This is a genomic window from Maricaulis virginensis, assembly GCF_027922185.1.
Classification (GTDB): domain Bacteria; phylum Pseudomonadota; class Alphaproteobacteria; order Caulobacterales; family Maricaulaceae; genus Maricaulis; species Maricaulis virginensis.
The window spans coordinates 344,745-363,783 of record NZ_BSFE01000003.1 but is presented as its reverse complement, the minus strand read 5'-3'; the positions used below and the strand labels follow the sequence as shown (position 1 = coordinate 363,783).

The following is a 19,039-nucleotide window of genomic DNA, read 5'->3' as shown; positions in this document are numbered from 1 at the left end:
GTGATATCGTCCCCGGCAATGAAACGCCAAGAGGAAGCGTCACCCATGAAACTCGCCTGGCTTGTCCTGCCCCTGACCCTGCTCGCCGCCTGCGCCGCCACTGACAGCCCGCCGCCCGGCCATGGCGGTCCGGACCCGGTCGTCGTCGGTATCGGCGAGATGTGCGGCGGCAACACGCGTCCCCAGCGGATCTGCGGCGGTGCGCCGGAGGCCAGTTACTGCCGCTATGAACAGGCCGCCATGTGCGGTGCGGCCGACGCGCCCGGCACCTGCCAGCCCAGGCCGCAGATGTGCACCCGGGAATACCGCCCGGTCTGCGGCTGCGACGGCCAGACCTACGGCAATGCCTGCACTGCCGCCTCGGCAGGCGTCAGCGTTGTCCACGAAGGCGAATGCCGCGCGGACTAGCAATCACGGCGGGACGGGATTTGCTTCAGCCACGCAATAATTCGTGATGGCCGGCGATCAACGTCCCGCTACCCCAATAACGGGCATAATGGTAAATCGCACCCGCGTGCCAATCATGGCACGAGGGTCAAGGACACCATACATGCGCATGCAAATTTCCGCTGCCCTCCTGGGCGGCGCGCTTCTGATGGCCTGCACGGCTCCCGAAGACGTCTCCGCAGCCCAGGACGCTGCCCAGCAAGACACGTCTGTCGCGAGCGAAACCGTCACCGAAACCCCGGCCGAAACGGTCGTCGAGGATACCGGTACGGATACCATGCCGGCCGACGCGACGGTCGATGCTGAAACCCCGGCCGAAGCGGTGGAAGCCGAAGCGGTCTGCACCCAGGAGTATGCTCCGGTGTGCGGTTCCGACGGCGAAACCTACGGCAATGCCTGCGAAGCCGAACTCGCCGGCGTGGACGTGGCCGCCTCTGGCGAATGCCACACCGACGAAGAGCCGCATAACTAGAGCGTGGTCAGGTGAAGTGGGAACCGGTTCACCGGTTCGACCACGCAACCACCCGGGATTCCGGGGCAGGAGCGATTTCGCAGGAAACGATCCTGCTCCGGGCGCCTCTATACATCGAGAAGCTGACGGGCCGGTTTCCCAACGACCGGCCCGTCTTGTTTTCGGGCTTGTTCTTGAACCCTATTCGAAGCCCCAGGGCGGGGGCGGAGCGTCGACGGGCCGGGTCAGATCGAACGCGGCCGCGAAATGCCGCTCCGGACGGTCGAGCGCATAGGTGAAGCTGTCCTCCGTCAGCGTGATCGACCAGACATTCTCCATCGAGGCCGGAATACCCTCGCGCTCGAACAGTTCGCGCGAAAAGCCGTCGGCGGGAAACTCGGCCCGGCCGTCCGACGGCTGCGAAACGGTGTCGCCGCCATACCGGGTCAGCACATCCTCGCTGCCATCCTCATGACGGTGATCGTGCTTGAGACGCAGATGGCCATCATCCATGCGCGTGATCACCCAGGTCCGCGACCGGTCCTCCCCGACATGCAGCGGAATGCGGATTTCCGTGTCCGAACACTCCCGCACATGCATCACGAGACGCTGCGACGCCCAGTCGGCATCGCGCGGATCGTCGCTGGCGACATGCCCCCCGAACGCCTGGCCGCAATAGGCGCCGAGACGATCGAACAGGCCGGCCTGGTCTGCAGGCTGCGAACAGGCCGCCAGGGCCAGCGGCACGAGGCCGGTCATCAGGTGTTTCATTGGCAATCTCTCTCCCCAATCGCGAATTACCCTGCCCGATCCTTGCCGCAGTGGAAACAATCCTTTTCGTCCGCTGAGGTGGGTCGCGCGGCCGATCATGCCTATCTTGGGGTCAAGCCAAGGCCTCAATGGCCGACAAGACAAGGAGCGCATCGCCATGACTGCGACCGATACCCTGACCCGTCCGCGCAAGATCACCAAGGTCTCGCGCGGCCTGCCGACCTCCGACGGGGCCGGCGTGAAACTCACCCGCATGCTCGGCCATCGCGGGCTGATGGATCTCGACCCTTTCCTGATGCTGGACCAGATCCGCTCCGACGACAGTGCGGACTATATGGCCGGCTTCCCGAACCATCCGCATCGCGGTTTCGAGACCGTGACGATCATGCTGGACGGCAGGATGCGCCATGGCGACAACAAGGGCCATTCCGGCGTGATCGAGGGCGGCGGCATCCAGTGGATGACGGCCGGCCGCGGCATCGTGCACTCGGAGATTCCCGAGCAGGAGGATGGCCGCCTGTGGGGCTTCCAGCTGTGGGTGAACCTGCCTTCGCACATGAAGATGACCGATCCGGGCTATCAGGAGTTCGGGAAGGACGAGATCCCGGTGGAAACCCGCGACGGGGCGACCCTGCGCGTGCTCGCCGGCAAGAGTGCCTCGGGTGTTGAAGGCCCGGCGAAATCGGTCTCGATCCAGCCGACGCTGATCGACATCGTGCTGGAGCCGGGTGCGACGCTGCGTGAAAGCATCGATGCGGACCACACCGCCTTCATCGCGGTCTACAAGGGCATGGTCTCGTCCGGCGAAGGCCGGGTGAGCGATCCCGATCTGGGCGTGCTGGAAGACGGTGACACGATCGAGCTGACCGCCGGCCCTGAAGGCGCCAGCCTGCTGCTGGTTGCCGGCAAGCCGATCAACGAGCCGGTCGCGCGCTACGGTCCCTTCGTGATGAATACCGAAGCCGAGCTGCACCAGGCGGTGCGCGACTTCCAGGCGGGCCGCTTCTAGGCGGAACCGATACCGGCCGGACCCGTAGCATGCGTTGCGGGTCCGGTACCCGGCACACACGCAACATCAGGAAAGGAGAACCCGATGGGCCTCCTCGTCGACGGCCAGTGGCAGGATCGCTGGTATGATACGGACAAGACCGGCGGACGCTTCGAACGCTCCGCCTCTCAATTGCGCAACTGGGTGACGCCGGATGGCGAACCCGGCCCCTCCGGCCGCGGCGGCTTCAGGGCCGAGCCCGGGCGCTATCACCTCTATGTCTCCTATGCCTGCCCCTGGGCGCACCGCACGCTGATCTACCGCGCGCTGAAGGGACTGGAAGACATGATCTCGGTCTCCGTCGTCGACTGGTTGATGGGCGAGAATGGCTGGACCTTCAAGGATCGTGGCGACGGCATTGCCGGCGACGATCTCTTCGGCAAGGACTTCCTCTACCAGGTCTATCTGGAGAGCGAGCCGGATTATTCCGGCCGCGTCACCGTGCCTGTGCTGTGGGACAAGCAGACCGGCCGCATCGTCTCGAACGAGAGCGCCGAGATCATCCGCATGCTCAACTCCGCCTTCGACGGTGCCGGTGCGAAACCGGGCGACTGGTATCCGCAGGACAGGCGCGACGAGATCGACGCGCTGAACGACCGCATCTACGAGACAGTGAATAACGGCGTCTACAAATCCGGCTTTGCAACCACACAGGACGCCTATGAAGAGGCCGTGCGCCCGCTCTTCGACAGTCTGGACTGGATCGAGGGCATCCTGGCGGAGAAGCGCTTTTTGACCGGCGACACGCCGAGCGAGGCCGACTGGCGTCTATTGCCCACCCTGTTGCGCTTCGACCTCGTCTATCACGGGCATTTCAAGTGCAATATCCGGCGGATCGAGGACTATCCCAACCTGTCGGGATACATGCGCGAGCTCTACCAGTGGCCCGGCATCGCGGACACGTGCAATTTCGACCATGCCAAGACGCACTACTATGCCAGCCATGAAAGCGTGAACCCGACCGGCATCGTCCCGGCGGGCCCCGTGCTGGATCTGGAGAGGCCGCACGGGCGGGGGTAGGTGCTTGTGGTTTTCTTCTGCGCGTGAGTCTGGTGGTTTTCTTCCCCACCCAGACTCCACTTCCCCTGGCCCCCGTTCCGGGGCCCGGCTGAGCCTGTATCTGAAACGCCGCCAGACCCCGGAATGAATCCGGGGAAAGCGCCACACTCTCTTTCTTCCCCACGTGAGTGGGGAAGTGGGCCGATGCGCAGCATCGGGTTGAAGGGGCGGCGCGAAGCGCCGGAGGACAGCGACGCTAGGCACGGACATTCCGCAGCCTGCGGCCGCGGCCCCTCCCCCGCTTCGCGGGTCCCCCTCCCCATTCCATGGGGAGGAAAAGAACCTGCCCCTAAGCCGCGTCGCGGGACTTGTCTTTTTCGGCCTTCTTCACCTTCTGCACCGCCCGCTGCCGCTTCAGGCGCGAGAGGTAGTCGATGAAGAGAATGCCTTCCAGGTGGTCCATTTCGTGCTGGATGCACACGGCGAACATGCCCTCGGCGATCTCGTCGCGCTCATTCCCGTCATAGTCGAGATATTGCACGCGGACACGGTCGGGACGCTCGACCTCGTCGAACACGGCCGGTACCGACAGGCAGCCCTCCTCATAGGGACGCAGCGTATCGGACGGGTCGGACAGAACCGGATTGACGAAATAGCGCGGCTGCGGCTCCTCGCCGGAACCGGCCAGATCCATCACGATCACGCGCTTGGGCACACCGATCTGGATCGCGGCGAGACCGATGCCGTCGGCCGCGTACATCGAGTCCAGCATGTCGTCCATCAACGCACGGAGCTCGTCATCCACCCGGTCGACCGGTTGGGAGACTTCCTTCAGACGCGGGTCCGGGACGGTAAGAATGTCACGTATAGCCATGCCCCTAAAATAGTCGCAGCGGCTTGACGGTTCAAGAATTCGCCGCTTCTGACGCCGCTTCCGGCGCAGACAGGGCAGGCGCCCCGCCGGACGCGTCATCCTCGTCCAGCCCGGCGGCGTCGAGATACTCGCTCGGCAGGGCCTTGCGGGCATTCGCCCCGAGCGTCTTGAGCATCTCGGCCTGGCGCACCAGATTGCCGCGCCCCTCGACCAGCTTGCCCTTGGCGGCAGACCAGGCATCCTTTGCGCCGTCGATCCGCTTGCCGACGGTTTCCAGGTCCGACACGAAGCCCTCGAACTTGTCGTAGAGCGCGCCGGCCCGGTCGGCGATATCGATGGCGTGGCGATTCTGGCGGTCGATCGTCCACAGATTGCCCACCGTGCGCATGGCCATCATCAGCGTGGTCGGCGTGGCGATCATCACATTGCGGTCCCAGGCATAGCTGGACAATTCCGGATCGTTCTGCAGCGCCAGCGAGGCCGCGCCCTCCAGCGGCACGAACATGAGGGTGAAGTTCACCCCCTCATAGAGACGCGCATAATCCTTCTCGCCCAGCGCCTTGATGTGGGCGCGCACCGAGGCGATGTGCTGCTTCAGAGCCGCCTTGCGCGCGGTTTCGTCCTCTTCATTGACGCAGCGCTCGAAGGCGACCAGCGAGACTTTCGAGTCGATCACCAGACGGTGTTCGCCCGGCATTTCCACGATCACGTCCGGCCGCAGCAGCGCGCCGTCATCATTCCGCTCGGTCTGCTGGGTGAAATAGTGCTCGTTCTCGCGCAGCCCGGCGCGTTCCAGGATGGTGGCCAGCACCATCTCGCCCCAATCGCCCTGCACCTTGGACGAAGAGCGCAGCGCATTGGCCAGGTTCTTGGCGTCCTCGGACATCTGATGCGCGTCCTTGCGCACCGTTTCCATCAATTGCTTGATCTCGCCGGCATGTCCGGAGCGCTCGGTCGCATCCTTCTCGACCTTCTCGCGGAAATCCTTCAGCTGCTCGCGCAGCGGGTTGAGCAGGGTCTGCAGGTTTTCCGTGCTCTGCTTGTTCAGCTCGGCACCCGACGCCTTGAGGATCTCGTTTGCGGTGAGCTTGAATTGTTCGCTCAGCCGCTCGCGCGCCTTTTCGAGCTCGGCGAGCTTTTCCCCGTGATGGCGCTGCGTGGCGTCGTGCTCGGATTTCAGGCTGGCAAAGTCGGACGCCAGCCGGTCCCGCTCGGCCCGCAACTCCTCGGACTGTTTGAGCAGGCGGTCGCGCTCCTCGCGGACGCTTTCCAGGCGCGCCAGCTTCTCGCGCGCCTCCACGGCTTCGGCCGCGCGCTGTTCCGCGGTTTCGCGCCACTGGTCACGCTCGGCCCGCAGGGTTTCGGCCTGGTCGGCGGCAAACCCGTCCTGTGCCTTCGGCCGCCGGAAGAGCAATACGGCCAAGAGCAGGATGACGAGCGCCAGCCCGCCAAGCAGGAGCCAGGTTTCCGGAGCGATTTCGGTCAGCATCATGGGGTCGCCTTGTCTTTGCACGTCATTCTGCGTGAGTCGGTCGTGTGCGGCCACAATGCCGGCCCGCCGCGACAGAAGCTGTCACATCCATCGGCCGCCCGCAGCGCTCGCGCAGGAGGGGAAAACGGCCCCGATCCTGCATCCCGCCCGCCACGGGATGTAGGAGAGCGTGCATGCACGTGCGTATCGTTTCAATCGGAGACATGACCGGCGAGCTGGTCGCGAAATGGAACGCCTGGGCGGCCCCGCGGGGACGCCTGATCAGCCCCTATTTCCGTTACGAGTTCACCGCCGCGATCGCCCGCGCCCGTTCCGACGTCCGCATTGCCGTTGTGGAACAGGATGGCGAGATCGCCGGCTTCTTCCCGCACCATGTGGCCCATGACGGCGTCATCCGCCCCGTCGGTGCACCGATGAGCGATTACCAGGGCGTGATCGCCCGGCCGGATGTGCAGATCCCGCTGGAACGGATCGTGCGCGCCTGTGGCGGCTCCGCCATGGTGTTCGACAACTGGCATTGCGCCCGGGGTGGCTGCGACCGCGCCCGCCGCGGCCGCGACGGATCGGTGATTGTCGACCTGACCGGTGGTTCCGACGCCTATTTTGCCACCCGGCGCGCCGAATACCGCGACCATTTCCGCAAGACCGCCCGGCGCCAGCGCGCGGCCGAGCGCGATGTCGGCCCCGTACGGGTCGTCGTCGGCGATGCCGATGGCAGCGCCTTTGCCCGGCTGGATGCCTGGAAACAGGCCCAGTACGAGACGACCGGCAAGCTGAACGTGTTCGGCATCGACTGGGTGCGCGAGACCCTGAACGATCTGCGCACGCTCGATACGGCGGACTTCTCGGGGCTGACCGCCTCGCTCTGGTTCGGCGACCGGCTGGCCGCTGTCGAGTTCGGCCTCAGGGCCGGCGGCGTCTATCACTCCTGGTTCCCGGCCTATGATCCGGACCTGGCCCGCTATTCGCCGGGCCTCCTCCTGCTACACGGCCTGTTCGAACAGGCAGAGGAACACGGCATCGAACGCCTCGATCTCGGCCGCGGCGGTCTGCACTACAAGAAATACTATGCCAGCTATGAAGTGCCGCTCGACCAGGGCCGCGTCCTCGTGCCCGGCCTCGCCTCGACCGCGATCCGCAGCTGGGAAATCGCCGAGAAGGCCGCCGGCGTGATGCCGGGGTCCATCGCCGAGATGCCGGCCCGCCTGCGCCGCCGCTGGTCCCAGGTCAGCGCCTTCCAGCCCCGGCTGGCGCCGCGCCTGGCCAGCTTTGCCGGATCGATTTCGCGGTAGGCCATCGGCACCTGCGACAAATTCGCCGGGCGGCCGCCCGGTGGACGACGGCAAGCGTATCGATATCCCTGCCCTGAGGGGCGCCCCGGCCGATATCCGCCCCCAACCCAGCGCCCGGTATTCATATATAACAATCACGGGTTCAGTTTCTCGAAACCCTGGCCGGGAGAAAGCGGCCGTGTGCTGTTGTTTCGAGAGACCCCAAAATGATCCAGCTTTCAAACCTCTCCATTTCCCTGAAAATTCTTCTCGTGGCCGGCCTGCTGTCTGCGGGCACAATTGCGCTTGCGGCGATCGGCGTCGCGAGCATCTCGAAGCTCAAGGCCTCGTCCGAAGCGATCGAGCGTGTCTCGAACGAAATCCGTATCGGCGGCCGCATGGGCCAGGACGCGCTCGAACTCAGCCGGGCAGAGTACCGCGCTGTGGCAAACCCAGCCGTCATCGCGCAGGTCCGCCGTCAGATCGACGACAGCCGCTCGGAGTTCCGCGACCGTCTCGAGCGCGCCTCCGCCCTCGCCGGCCCCGAACAGGCCCGTCTCCTCGGCGAGGTCGAAACCACATACGAGACCTACATCGCGGAGATGACCACGGCGTTCGATGCGATCGAACGGCTGGAACAGACCGAACTGACCGAAGCTGAAGCGGCTGCGATGGACGCCATCCAGACCTCTCGCCAGACCATGGAAACCCTGCGTGCCGCCATCGCGGACTATGTGAATTTCACGGACGAAAAGGGGAATACGCTCGTCGGCGAGGCCGCGGCCCTGTCCAATACCGTACGCGGCGTGCAGGTGGTCGCCGGCCTCGCGCTCACGATCGGCGGGTTTGTCCTGGCCTTCTTCCTGAGCCGGACCAGCATTGTCCAGCCGCTCACCCGCGTCGTGCGCAATCTCAAGCGCGTCGCCAAGGGCGATCTGGAGGTCGACATTTCCGGCGCCGACCGCAAGGACGAGATCGGCGATCTCAACCAGGCCCTGCAGCACTTCATCGAAGCGGCCCAGGCGCAACGCGCGCAGATCGAGCGCGAGCAGGCCGATGCCCGCCGCAAGACCGAGCGTGCGGCCCGCGTCAAAGCCCTCACCGATGCCTTCGAGGAGGAGATCGAGGCGGCCATGGCGACACTCGCCAGCGCGGCCGAGGAACTTGCGGCGACGGCGAACTCCATGTCCTCCACCGCCGAGGAGACCAGCGCCCAGACCCAGAGCGTGTCGTCGGTCACCACCCAGACGTCCGCCAATGTCCAGACAGTCGCGGCAGCCAGCGAGGAGCTTGCGACGGCGATTGCCGAAGTTGCCCGCCAGATCGACCGGACGGCCGAAATCTCGGACACCGCGACCGAGCGTACGCAAGGCGCGCTGACCGAGATCGATGCGCTGAGCACGGCAGCCCGCGAGATCGAGGATATTCTCGTCCTGATCGCCGGCATCACCGAACAGACCAAGCTGCTGGCGCTGAACGCAACGATCGAGGCTGCCCGCGCCGGTGAGGCCGGCAAGGGCTTCGGTGTTGTCGCCAGCGAGGTGAAAACGCTGGCAAACCAGACCGAACAGGCCACGGCCAGTGTCACCGAGCAGATCCGCACCATCCAGCAGCGCACCCAGACCGTCGTCGACTCGGTCCAGGGCATCCACAGTGTCGTGAACGATGTGAACGAGATTTCGACCGCCGTCGCCACGACGGCCGAACAGCAGACCGCTGCCACCAACGAGATCAACCGCAACATCACCGAAGCGGCAACGGGCACGGAAGAGGTCACGCGCTCGATCGGCATGCTGGAAACGGCGGCCGGCAGCACCTCGGCAGCGGCGAGCCAGGTCGCCTCGACGGCTGAGGAACTGTCGCGCCGGAGCAATTCCATCAAGGCGGACATCCAGCGCTATCTGGCCGAGGTGGAAGCGGCCTGATCCGGTGCGGCGGGCGGTGGACAACACGCCGCCCGCCCCTTCATTCATGCGCCGCATCGCCCTAGATTGGTCCGGCAATGAGGGAGATGAGCATGCGCGTTGCTGCCGCCGGGCTCGCCCTTGCCGTCCTTGGTGGACCGGCAATGGCGCAAGACACGATCCACGAGACCGAACAGGCCGATTTCCGCGTCGAGACCGTCGCGACCGGTCTCGAGTTTCCCTGGTCCATGGCCTTCCTGCCGGATGGCGACATGCTGGTCACCGAGCGCGAGGGACGCCTGCGCTATATCGATGACGGCGCGCTGCGCGAGGCGCCGGTCGAGGGGCTGCCGGACATCCTGGTCGACAATCAGGGCGGGCTTCTCGGACTGGCGCTGCATCCCGATTTTGAAGAGAACCGCTGGGTGTATTTCTCGTTCGCCGAAGGCACATCCCGCGCCAATCACACCGCGCTCGCCCGCGGCCGGCTGAGCGAGGACGGCAGCGCACTGGAAGGCGTGGAACCCCTGTTCCGCGTCAATTTCGACAAGCAGCGCGGCTATCATTTCGGCGGCCGCATCCTGTTCCTGGACGACGGCACCCTGCTGCTCACCCTGGGCGAAGGCGCCCAGTATTTCCAGGAAGCCCAGAACCTGGACAATCATCTGGGCACGATCGTGCGCCTGAATGACGACGGCTCCGTCCCCTTCGACAATCCCTATGTCAGCGCCGATGGTGCCCAGCCGGAAATCTGGAGCTATGGCCACCGCAATGTGCAGGGCATCGCCCGCAACCCCCAGACCGGCGCCATCTGGGCGCATGAGCACGGCCCCCGCGGCGGCGACGAGATCAATGATATCCGCCCCGGCCTGAATTATGGCTGGCCGGCCATCACCTACGGCATCAACTACAATGGCACGCCCGTCTCCGACGCCCGCGCGGCCGAGGGCATGGAACAGCCGCTGTGGTACTGGGTGCCGTCGATCGCGCCGTCGGGCATGGCCTTCTACGAGGGCACGGCGTTTGCCGAGTGGCAGGGCGATCTGTTTGTCGGCGCGCTCGCCGGCTCGATGCTGGTGCGCTACGAGGTCGAGGGCGACCGGATCATTTCCGAGGAAGAGCTGCTGACCGAACGCGGCGACCGGATCCGCGACGTGCAGTCCGGCCCGGACGGGCATATCTACCTGCTGACCGACGACCTGGAAGGCAGCGTGCTGCGGCTGGACCCGGTCATTCCCTGATGGCCGGCTAGCCCCGCATGTCGGTCAGCGGCCGGCCTTCGGCGATATTGCGCAACAGATAGACCAGCGGCGTGTCGACCGCGGCGGCGAGCAGTTTCACCACGACCTGGCCGAGGATGAGGCTGCCGATCGCGGCCCAGCTCTCGATCCCGCCGAAGGCCACGGCGATGAAGATCGTCGAATTGAGGATCTGCGACACCATGGTCGACAGGTTGTTGCGCAGCCACAGCCGGTTGCGGCCCATATCGCGCTGGCGCAGATGGTGGAAGATCAGCACGTCGGCGAGCGCACTCACGAAGAAGGCGACCAGTCCGGCAAAATTGGTGCGGATGCCTGACGAGAAGACCGAGACGAACTCGGCCTGGCGCTCGGCCGTCCAGCTGGGCGCGGCCGAGACAAAGCCGGCAATGTCTTCCAGATGCATGGCGTAGAGGATGAGCACGGCCATCACGAAACGCATCGCGACGCCGGTCAGCACCACGCACAGCGCATAGCCGCGCCCCCATACCTCGCTGATCACATCGGTCGCCAGATAGGTGAAGCAGAAGGCCAGCGTGCCGGCCGGCACCAGCACGTCGAGCGGGCCGAGATGGACGACCTGCACCTTGATTGCCGTCAGCGCGGCCATCACCAGCGAGACCATGAACAGGCCCGTGCAGAAGAACAGCACGAAAGCCTTCCGCGTAACCCGTTCGGGATTCATCCCGCTGAAAGTGTCGGTATCGCCCATGCCGCCCCCGGCCGTCCGGTGGCAGTTTAGGACGATTTGCCGCTTTGCCTAGTCTTGACGGGAAAGCGCGCGCTCAGACCGCCGACCGGCTGCGGAAAGCCGCGGCCAGCGTGCCGTCGTCGAGATAGTCCAGCTCGCCGCCCACCGGCACACCGCGCGCCAGCGACGTCACCGACACACCGCACGGTTCCAGCTTGTCGGCCAGGTAGTGCGCGGTGGTTTGTCCGTCGACCGTGGCGTTGAGCGCCAGCACGATTTCGGTCACCGCCTCGTCGCTCGCCCGCTCGATCAGCTTTGCGATGTTGAGATCGTCCGGCCGCACGCCGTCGAGGGCTGACAGGACGCCACCGAGCACATGGTAACGGCCCTTGAAGGCCCCGGCGCGCTCCAGCGCCCACAGATCACCGACCGTCTCGACGACGCAGATTTCTTTCTCCGCCCGGTTGGGCGCGGCACAGACCGCGCACGGATCGGTGACATCGAGATTGCCGCAGGTCGAGCAGGCGCGGATCTTGTCGGCGGCATCGGCCAGCGCGTCCGCCAGCGGGCGCATCACGGCATCGCGCTTGCCCAGAAGGTGCAGCGCAGCCCGGCGCGCCGAACGCGGCCCCAGCCCCGGCAGCTTGGCCAGCAGCGTGATCAGGCGCTCGATTTCCGGGCCGGCAGAAGCGGTGCGCATCAGAAGGTCTCGATCTGTGTGAGGGACATGTACCTTGGGTAGGTGTCCCCGGAAAAGCCATGCCTAGAACGGCAGATTCATGCCGGGCGGCAGCTCGAGCCCGCCGGCGGCGTCCTTGAGAATCTCCTGCTGGCGCACCTCGGCCTTGCGCCGCGCATCGGCGTGGGCGGCCAGGATCAGGTCTTCCAGGATTTCCGGCTCGTCCGGATCGATCAGGCTCTTGTCGATCGAGACGCGTTTCAGATCGCCCTTGGCGGTCATCGTCATCGCGATCAGGCCGGCACCGGCCTCACCGGTTACCTCAGCCTCGTCGAGCCTGGCCTGGGCTTCGGCCATTTTCTGCTGCATGGCCTGCGCCTGTTTCATCAGGCCCATCAGGTCTTTCATGCCCGTCTCTCCGTTGTCTTCTCGTCTGCATCGCCGTCGGCGGCCGGCGCCTCGCGCACGGCGACAATCTCTGCGCCCGGGAAGAGACGCAAGGCCTCCGCGACAGCGGGATCCTGCCGCGCGCGCTCCAGCTTTTCCTCGGCCTCGCGCTGGCGGCGTTCCGACCAGGTCTCGCCGCCGCGCACTTCATGATCGGCCAGGATGGCCCAGCGCGCGCCGGTCCATTCCTGCAGCCGCTTGGCCAGCCGCTGCGCCAGGTCCGGCGGACAGTCCTCGACCGGCTGGAAGGTGAAGGAGCCCGGGCGGAAGGCGCCGGGCCGCACATAGCGCTCGACATCCGACTGCAGGGCAATGTCGCGCTTTTCGCGCAACAGCGCGATCAGCGCCTCGAACGTCCGGGGACCGGGCAGTTCGCTTTCGGCCTCGGCAGGCGCAACCGGCGCAGCGGGGCGGGCAGCGTGCGCCGGCGCTTGTGACGCCGGCTCAGGCTTTCCCGGCGCCTCCCCGGCTAAAGAGGCAGGCGAAGAGGCGGACGCTGAAGCAGGCGGGGCGGCCGGTGTTTCGCTGCGCGCGGCAGGCGGATGTCCGGCCAGGATGCGCGCGGCCTCTTCGGGCGGCGGCAGCGAGGCCGCAGCGGCGAGGCGCAGCACCGTCATCTCGGCCGCGGCCAGCGCGTCCGGCGCATTGCGCACATCGTCGAGCCCCGTCAGCAGGATTTTCCAGAGCCGGGTCAGCTGGGCCAAGGACTGTTTTTCCGCCAGCCCGGCAATGCGCTGGACGGTATCCGCCGCCTCGCCGAGATCGGCGCCGGGACCGGCCGCCTTCACCCGCGAGAGGGCATGGACATAGTCGAGCAGATCGCGCGTGATCACCACCGGATCGCCGCCGGCATCGTAGAGCGCGCCGATCTCGTCCAGCGCATCCGCCGTCTTGCCCGACAGGGCCTGTTCGAGAAGGTCGAGCACACGGGCGCGGTCGGCCAGGCCCAGCATGTCGCGCACCTGCGGCGCGGTGACCGGGCCGGTCTCCTCGCTGCCCTGCACGATCGCCTGGTCCAGCAGCGACAACGCGTCGCGCACCGAGCCCTCGGCGGCGCGCGCGATCAGGGACAGGCCCTCGCGATCGACCGACGCGTTTTCCAGGCCGCAGATGCGTTCTAGATGATCGGTCAGCACCTCGCGGTCGATCCGCTTGAGATCGAAACGCTGGCAGCGCGACAGCACGGTCACGGGGACCTTGCGGATCTCGGTCGTCGCGAAGATGAACTTGGCGTGCTCGGGCGGTTCCTCGAGCGTCTTCAAAAGCGCGTTGAAGGCCGAGGTCGACAGCATGTGGACCTCGTCGATGATGTAGACCTTGTAGCGCGCGGAGACCGGCGCATAACGCACACCGTCGAGGATTTCGCGGATATCGTTGACGCCGGTCCGCGAGGCGGCGTCCATCTCCATCACATCGACATGCGCGGAGCGCGCGATGGCCTCGCAATGGCGGCCCGGTTCGGACAGCGTCATCGCCGGTCCGTCGGCCGTATCGGTTTCATAATTGAGGGCGCGGGCGATCAGGCGCGCCGTCGTCGTCTTGCCGATACCGCGCACGCCGGTGAGCATGTAGGCATGGGCGATACGGCCGGCCGCGAAGGCATTGGTCAGGGTGCGCACCATGGCGTCCTGGCCGATCAGGTCTTCAAACTTGGACGGGCGGTATTTGCGGGCCAGCACCTGGTAGCCGGGGTCCGGCGCCGTCTGCGGCAGGTCGAGACCCGGCATCAACGCTTCGCCCGCTGCGGTATCGTCAGCTGGGAGCGGCGTATCGTCCATGAGGGCTCTTCTGGCTGCGGCTGACAGACCCTGTGCCGGGGGCGTCCCCCGATCCGGGCGGCGCGATTGCGCGTGGAAGACCGGACAGCGACCCGGACGAAACTCGTTACGGCTGCTTCCTTCCGGACCTGACCGGGTTGGCGAGGTGCCCGTCCACCGCCGGCCTTCCGCCCCCTATATCGCCCGCCGGACAGCGTCATGCAAGCCGCGGCCTGCAGCCTTTTTCCGGCATTGCTCTAGCCGGCGGCCGGGCCTGGCGGGTCTTCGCAGGACACCGCCTCACCCAGGCCCAGCTCGGTGAAGGGAAGCACCGCCAGCGGACCCGCTGCGCTGCCCAGAAGTCCCGCCAGCACGCCCTGCAGCACAGACGGTGCCGCATCGACATCGATTTCGGGATTGCGCAGGGTTCCGTTCACGGCAACACCGCCCAGCAGATTGCCCCAGGAGACATCCTTCGCCTCCGCGGCAACAGCGAGCGCCAGCCTTTCGGTCTCCAGCGAGACCTGGCCGTCGAGCGCGACGACACTGTCATCCGTATCGACAAAGACGTTTTCCGCCTGAAGCCGGCCGTTCCGGGCGCGGAACACGCCGCCCGCGCAGTTCACGGGAATGAAGCCGGGATCGGCCTCGTCTTCCGACAACCGCAGGAGCAGGATCTCGCCGACATCGAGGCCGGCGCCCTCGACGGCGAGATGGCGGATCCGGGTCCCCGGCGCCGCCTGCGCGGTGATCTCGCCATCGGCCGAGGCAAAGGCGCTTCGCAGGTCCGCACCGGTCATGGCCAGCGCGAAGGCGACATGCATCCGGCCACGGGCCAGCTGTCCATTGCCGATCGAGGCCAGCTCGAACCCGTCCAGCTCGCCTTCGGCCTCCGTGCGCACCGTGTCTGTGCGGGCATCGATCGTCGCATGGGCGGTCAGGCGGCCCCGATCCTCTGTCTCGAAAGCCAGCGGCTCGAACGTCATCACGCCATTGTCCAGTTCGAAAACGATCTCCATCGCGCTCAGCGGAACGGCACCGGCCTGCACATTGCGGGCGGTAAAGCGCACCCGGGCGTCGGCGGTGCGCACGCGCGTGGTATCCAGACGCGCATTCGGGATCAGCCGTCCGCTGGACGCATAGGCCCGGTTGGCCGCTTCCTGCTCGTCATTGGCGGTGGTCCGGTCGATGTCGGACGGCGCGCCGATCACCACGCCCAGATCGTCGAAATCGAGATTGTCGGAGGTAAGGTCCGCCGTCAGCCGCGGGCGCGGGCGTCCGAAATCGGCGGACATGGTGCCGGCCAGATCGGAGTCGCCGACCAGGCCGTTGAAGGGGCTGAAGGTCCAGATACCGTCTGCATGCGAGACATCGCCATACAGCGAGAAGGGCGGCGTATCCGGTGCCGACAGGCCGAAGACCGCCGCCAGCTCGGCGAAGTTGCGCCCGTGCATCTCCATCTCGCCGGAAAATCCGTCCAGCGACAGGCCTTCGGCCGACCCGTTGAGATGCAGCACCGACCGACCGCCTGCCGCGGTGAGACGGAAATCGCCGCTGGCGAGATCGCCGCGCGCTTCGGTGATGATCAGCAGTGCAGGCTCGCGTCCCGGCCGCCGGATGCGCAGCCGCAATTGCGTGATGTCGACATCGCGCACATTGGAGAGATAGCCCGGCAGCCCTCCTCCTGCATCGTCGCGGCCCCGCATGCGGTAGGTGAAGGACGCTTCGTCGATGCCGGCATGGACGATCAGCGGACGCCCCGGCAGAAGACCGGCCGGATCGAGGCGCATGTCGACGGTCTGTGCCGTGCCCGCATTCTCGACAGCCAGGCCGCGCAGATGGAGCACCGGCTGCCATCCCGGGCTCAGCCAGCCTTCACCCAGCTCCACCGTCCGTCCGGCTGCGCCCGTCAGCCGGGCCTCGATGAAACCGGTTGCCCGGTCTGCAGACGACAGGAACCACAGGCTTCCGGCCGCTGTCGCGACGAGCGCGGCCGCAATCATTCCGGCGATCAGAACTGTCCGTCTGGCTTTTGCCACGATACCGAGCGCTGCCGTGCAGCGCGCCTCTGCCTGGTTCTCAATGGAACGTTGCAGGACGCGCGCAGGTTCCCGGCATTGCGAGCGGGGCCCCGCTAGTGTGCGAAGACGGGTTCGGCACTGTCCAGGCGGGCCGCCGCCGCGAGGACATCGGCATGATGATCGAGCACGGCGATGAGTTCCTCGCTGCCGCCCGAGGACAGCAGGACGTCACGCCAGTATCCCGTCACCCGCGCCTGGGTCTCCAGCCAGTCGCGCACAGCCATCTGGGCGTGATGGGCGCACAGGGCTGACGATCTTTGTGATTTCGGATCCATTTCGACACCTCCTGTCACGACAATAATTGCGACTCATTCGCAAAAGCAAGTGGCAAATGAGCCCGCGCCCTGCGGCGCGTCGCCACGCTTGCCTTTGCGGGCATTCCCCGGAAAGGTGGTTCAAGGAGGATGCGGATGGAAAAGCTCGAGCTGACCTTTCTCGGCGCGGCCGGTACGGTGACCGGGTCGCGGCATCTTCTCAGTTCGGCGGGACGGGACATCCTGCTCGATTGCGGCATGTTCCAGGGCCGGCGCGACATCCGCACCCGCAACTGGTCCGGTTTCGGCATCGATCCCGCGCGGATCGACGCCATCGCCATGTCCCACGCCCATCTCGATCACTCCGGCTATATCCCCCGCCTCATCAAGGACGGCTATCGCGGCCCCGTCCTGTGCACCCCGCCGACCCTGGACCTGTGCGAAATCCTGCTGACCGACAGCGGCTATCTCCAGGAGCGCGATGCCGAATACGCCAATCGCAAGCGCTTCTCGCGCCACGACCCGGCCCTGCCGCTCTATACCGAAGAAGACGCCAAGGCCGCGATGGAACAGTTCGACAGTGTCGAATTCGGCGAGACGGTCGAGCCGGTTCCCGGAGCGCGGCTGGTGTTCCGCCGGGCCGGCCACATCCTCGGCGCCGCGACCGTCACGCTCGACTGGCAAGGCCGGCGCGTCGTGTTTTCCGGCGATCTGGGCCGCGAGGACGATCCGCTGCTGCCCGATCCCGACCCGGTGGACCGCGCCGATTTCCTCCTGCTGGAAACCACCTATGGCGACCGGCTGCACGAACGCCGCGACGTCGCCGACCTGCTGCACGATGTCGTCGAGCGCACCGTCCGGCGCGGCGGCACCGTGATCATCCCGGCCTTTGCGGTCGGACGCGCCCAGTTGCTGACCTGGCATCTGTGGCGGCTGAAATGTGCCGGCCGGCTGGATTCGATCCCGGTCTATCTGGACAGCCCGATGGCCATCGATGCCAGCATCCTGCTCAACCGCCATGTCGGCGAACACAAGCTGAGCGCCGCCGACGCCCGCGCCATGGGCCGGATGATCGAATATGTCCGCGACACCGAACGGTCCAAGGAACTGACTGCCGACCCCATGCCCAAGATCATCATCGCCGCCAGCGGGATGGTGACCGGCGGGCGGGTCCAGCATCACCTCAAGGCCTATGCGCCGCACCGGCGCAACACGATCCTGTTCTCGGGCTTCCAGGCGCCCGGCACGCCCGGCGCGGCGATCCTCGCCGGGGCCGACGAGATCCGGCTGCATGGCCGTACGGTTCCGATCGAGGCCGAGGTGGCGGATCTGCCCATGCTGTCGGCCCATGCCGATGCCGACGGGCTGATGAGCTGGCTTCGCCGCTTCGAACAGCCGCCCCGCCGGACCTTCCTCGTGCACGGCGAGCCGCAGGCCTCGCGGGCATTGCGCGACCGGATCGAGCACGAGCTGGGCTGGGACTGCCACATCCCCGACCACGGCGAACGGGTCGCCCTGTAGCGGGGGCAGCACCCGCACTGCCCGATTGATGCCCGCGCCGCATGCGGCTAAGCCTGCAGGGCCGCTGACCGGACATTTCCCCATGAATGACAGAACCCTGCTCGCCGATGCCGCCCCGCTCGTCTTTGCCGGCGCTCCGCTGGACCGCGGTGAAGTCCTCAGACGCGACGAGGCAAGGCTGAATGCGCTGATGGATGGCGATGAGGGCTGGTGGATGGTGTTGCAGGCGGGCGATCCGCTGCTGTCGCCGGAGGGCGCCATCTTCTGGTTCCGGCCGGACGAGCTGGCCGCCCTGCCGGCAACGGGACCGCGTGTCTTCCTGGGCCATTATCGCGGTTCGCCCTGTTTTGCCGCCCAGCTGGAGACCGATGCACCGGAGCCGGCGGGCACGATGCGCCTGGACGCCCGTCGCGCCGCCATGGGGCTCTCGTCCGACGAGGCCGCGATCTACGGCTATGCCAAGTCCATCCTGGCCTGGCACGACCGGCACGGCTTCTGCGCCAATTGCGGCCAGCCGACCCGCATGCGCTCGGGCGGCAATCGCCGCAGCTGCGACGGCTGCGGCGCCGAACATTTCCCGCGCGTCGACCCGGTCGTGATCATGCTCGCCACCGACGGCGAGCGCTGTCTTCTGGGCCGGCAGGCCAGCTGGCCGGAAGGCATGTGGTCGGCCCTCGCCGGCTTTGTCGAACCGGCCGAGACGCTGGAAGAGGCCTGCGCGCGCGAACTGAAGGAAGAGTCCGGCGTGACCGCCGACATCGCCGCCACCCGCTATGTCATGGCCCAGCCCTGGCCCTTCCCGTCCTCGCTTATGGTAGGCCTGGTCGCGCCGGTGCTCGATGCCACGCTGAACATCGACGCCCACGAGCTGGAAGACGCGCGCTGGTTCTCGCGGGACGATGTCCGCGACATGCTGGCCGGGACGCACCCCGAGGCCGCGATGCCGCCCTCGATCGCGATTGCCCGGCGCCTGGCCGAGCTCTGGGTCGAGCGGAAAATCTGAGGTCCTGCAAGAAGACCGGCCGGCAAAAAGGTGAATTGGCAAAAAGACGGGGCCGGCAATCCGGCCCCGCAGGTGTCCGCCAATCGGGCT

Annotated in this window: 18 protein-coding genes and 1 other RNA gene; 9 read left to right on the top strand and 10 right to left on the bottom strand. The window is 66.6% G+C overall.

The genetic code is table 11. From position 1 onward, the window contains the following. The first annotated feature begins 45 nt into the window (after nt 1-45). Nucleotides 46-408: a Kazal-type serine protease inhibitor family protein gene (locus PKE71_RS07745; protein ID WP_271186381.1), complete on the top strand. Its 363-nt coding sequence runs from the start codon at nt 46-48 to the stop codon at nt 406-408. Nucleotides 409-550: 142 nt separating this feature from the next. Beyond that, nucleotides 551-919 carry a Kazal-type serine protease inhibitor family protein gene (locus tag PKE71_RS07740; protein ID WP_271186380.1) on the top strand — a complete coding sequence of 123 codons (369 nt, stop codon included), beginning with the start codon at nt 551-553 and terminating at the stop codon, nt 917-919. 180 nt (nt 920-1,099) lie between these two features. Here PKE71_RS07740 and PKE71_RS07735 read toward each other — a convergent pair whose 3' ends face one another. After that, nucleotides 1,100-1,669, bottom strand: a complete 570-nt coding sequence (locus PKE71_RS07735) for a hypothetical protein (RefSeq protein ID WP_271186379.1) — start codon at nt 1,667-1,669, stop codon at nt 1,100-1,102. Nucleotides 1,670-1,826: 157 nt separating this feature from the next. On the opposite strand from PKE71_RS07735, the gene PKE71_RS07730 reads away from it, so the two are divergent. Beyond that, nucleotides 1,827-2,678 carry a pirin family protein gene (locus PKE71_RS07730; protein ID WP_271186378.1) on the top strand — a complete coding sequence of 284 codons (852 nt, stop codon included), beginning with the start codon at nt 1,827-1,829 and terminating at the stop codon, nt 2,676-2,678. Nucleotides 2,679-2,762: 84 nt separating this feature from the next. Continuing rightward, the gene (locus tag PKE71_RS07725; RefSeq protein WP_271186377.1) at nt 2,763-3,737 is read left to right on the top strand and encodes a glutathione S-transferase family protein; all 975 of its coding nucleotides are present in this window, start codon (nt 2,763-2,765) and stop codon (nt 3,735-3,737) included. Between the two features lie 328 nt (nt 3,738-4,065). Here the strand turns inward: PKE71_RS07725 and def are convergent, their stop codons facing one another. Both def and rmuC read right to left on the bottom strand, forming a co-directional pair. Then, nucleotides 4,066-4,590: a peptide deformylase gene (def, locus tag PKE71_RS07720; protein WP_271186376.1), complete on the bottom strand. Its 525-nt coding sequence runs from the start codon at nt 4,588-4,590 to the stop codon at nt 4,066-4,068. A gap of 31 nt (nt 4,591-4,621) precedes the next feature. Beyond that, nucleotides 4,622-6,082, bottom strand: a complete 1,461-nt coding sequence (gene rmuC, locus PKE71_RS07715) for a DNA recombination protein RmuC (protein WP_271186375.1) — start codon at nt 6,080-6,082, stop codon at nt 4,622-4,624. A 173-nt stretch (nt 6,083-6,255) separates the two neighbouring features. Between rmuC and PKE71_RS07710 the strand changes: the two genes are divergently transcribed. The 3 genes from PKE71_RS07710 to PKE71_RS07700 all read left to right on the top strand — a co-directional run bounded on the left by PKE71_RS07710 (nt 6,256) and on the right by PKE71_RS07700 (nt 10,498). Further along, nucleotides 6,256-7,374 carry a GNAT family N-acetyltransferase gene (locus PKE71_RS07710; protein WP_271186374.1) on the top strand — a complete coding sequence of 373 codons (1,119 nt, stop codon included), beginning with the start codon at nt 6,256-6,258 and terminating at the stop codon, nt 7,372-7,374. 206 nt (nt 7,375-7,580) lie between these two features. Then, a complete protein-coding gene (locus tag PKE71_RS07705; RefSeq protein WP_271186373.1) occupies nt 7,581-9,278 on the top strand; it encodes a methyl-accepting chemotaxis protein in 1,698 nt (565 codons plus the stop codon). 92 nt (nt 9,279-9,370) lie between these two features. After that, on the top strand, nt 9,371-10,498 hold the full coding sequence (locus tag PKE71_RS07700; protein ID WP_271186372.1) for a PQQ-dependent sugar dehydrogenase: 1,128 nt from the start codon (nt 9,371-9,373) through the stop codon (nt 10,496-10,498). A 7-nt stretch (nt 10,499-10,505) separates the two neighbouring features. Here the strand turns inward: PKE71_RS07700 and PKE71_RS07695 are convergent, their stop codons facing one another. From PKE71_RS07695 to PKE71_RS07665, 7 genes are all read right to left on the bottom strand, one after another. Further along, on the bottom strand, nt 10,506-11,228 hold the full coding sequence (locus PKE71_RS07695; protein WP_271186371.1) for a queuosine precursor transporter: 723 nt from the start codon (nt 11,226-11,228) through the stop codon (nt 10,506-10,508). A gap of 73 nt (nt 11,229-11,301) precedes the next feature. Beyond that, nucleotides 11,302-11,907, bottom strand: a complete 606-nt coding sequence (gene recR / locus PKE71_RS07690; protein WP_271186370.1) for a recombination mediator RecR — start codon at nt 11,905-11,907, stop codon at nt 11,302-11,304. A 63-nt stretch (nt 11,908-11,970) separates the two neighbouring features. Next, complete coding sequence (locus tag PKE71_RS07685; RefSeq protein ID WP_271186369.1) at nt 11,971-12,294, bottom strand: YbaB/EbfC family nucleoid-associated protein; 324 nt, start codon at nt 12,292-12,294, stop codon at nt 11,971-11,973. Next, nucleotides 12,291-14,111, bottom strand: a complete 1,821-nt coding sequence (locus tag PKE71_RS07680) for a DNA polymerase III subunit gamma/tau (RefSeq protein WP_271186368.1) — start codon at nt 14,109-14,111, stop codon at nt 12,291-12,293. Before PKE71_RS07680 ends, PKE71_RS07685 begins: the two co-directional genes overlap by 4 nt. Before the next feature lie 72 nt (nt 14,112-14,183). Further along, nucleotides 14,184-14,279, bottom strand: an RNA gene (ffs, locus tag PKE71_RS07675) — signal recognition particle sRNA small type. A gap of 68 nt (nt 14,280-14,347) precedes the next feature. Further along, nucleotides 14,348-16,093, bottom strand: a complete 1,746-nt coding sequence (locus tag PKE71_RS07670) for an AsmA family protein (protein ID WP_271186367.1) — start codon at nt 16,091-16,093, stop codon at nt 14,348-14,350. Nucleotides 16,094-16,224: 131 nt separating this feature from the next. After that, nucleotides 16,225-16,446, bottom strand: coding sequence for a hypothetical protein (locus PKE71_RS07665; protein ID WP_271186366.1), 222 nt, complete (start codon nt 16,444-16,446; stop codon nt 16,225-16,227). A 135-nt stretch (nt 16,447-16,581) separates the two neighbouring features. On the opposite strand from PKE71_RS07665, the gene PKE71_RS07660 reads away from it, so the two are divergent. Both PKE71_RS07660 and nudC read left to right on the top strand, forming a co-directional pair. Next, nucleotides 16,582-17,946, top strand: coding sequence for an MBL fold metallo-hydrolase RNA specificity domain-containing protein (locus PKE71_RS07660; RefSeq protein ID WP_271186365.1), 1,365 nt, complete (start codon nt 16,582-16,584; stop codon nt 17,944-17,946). Nucleotides 17,947-18,028: 82 nt separating this feature from the next. Then, nucleotides 18,029-18,949, top strand: a complete 921-nt coding sequence (gene nudC / locus PKE71_RS07655) for an NAD(+) diphosphatase (RefSeq protein WP_271186364.1) — start codon at nt 18,029-18,031, stop codon at nt 18,947-18,949. The last annotated feature ends 90 nt before the right edge of the window (nt 18,950-19,039 follow it).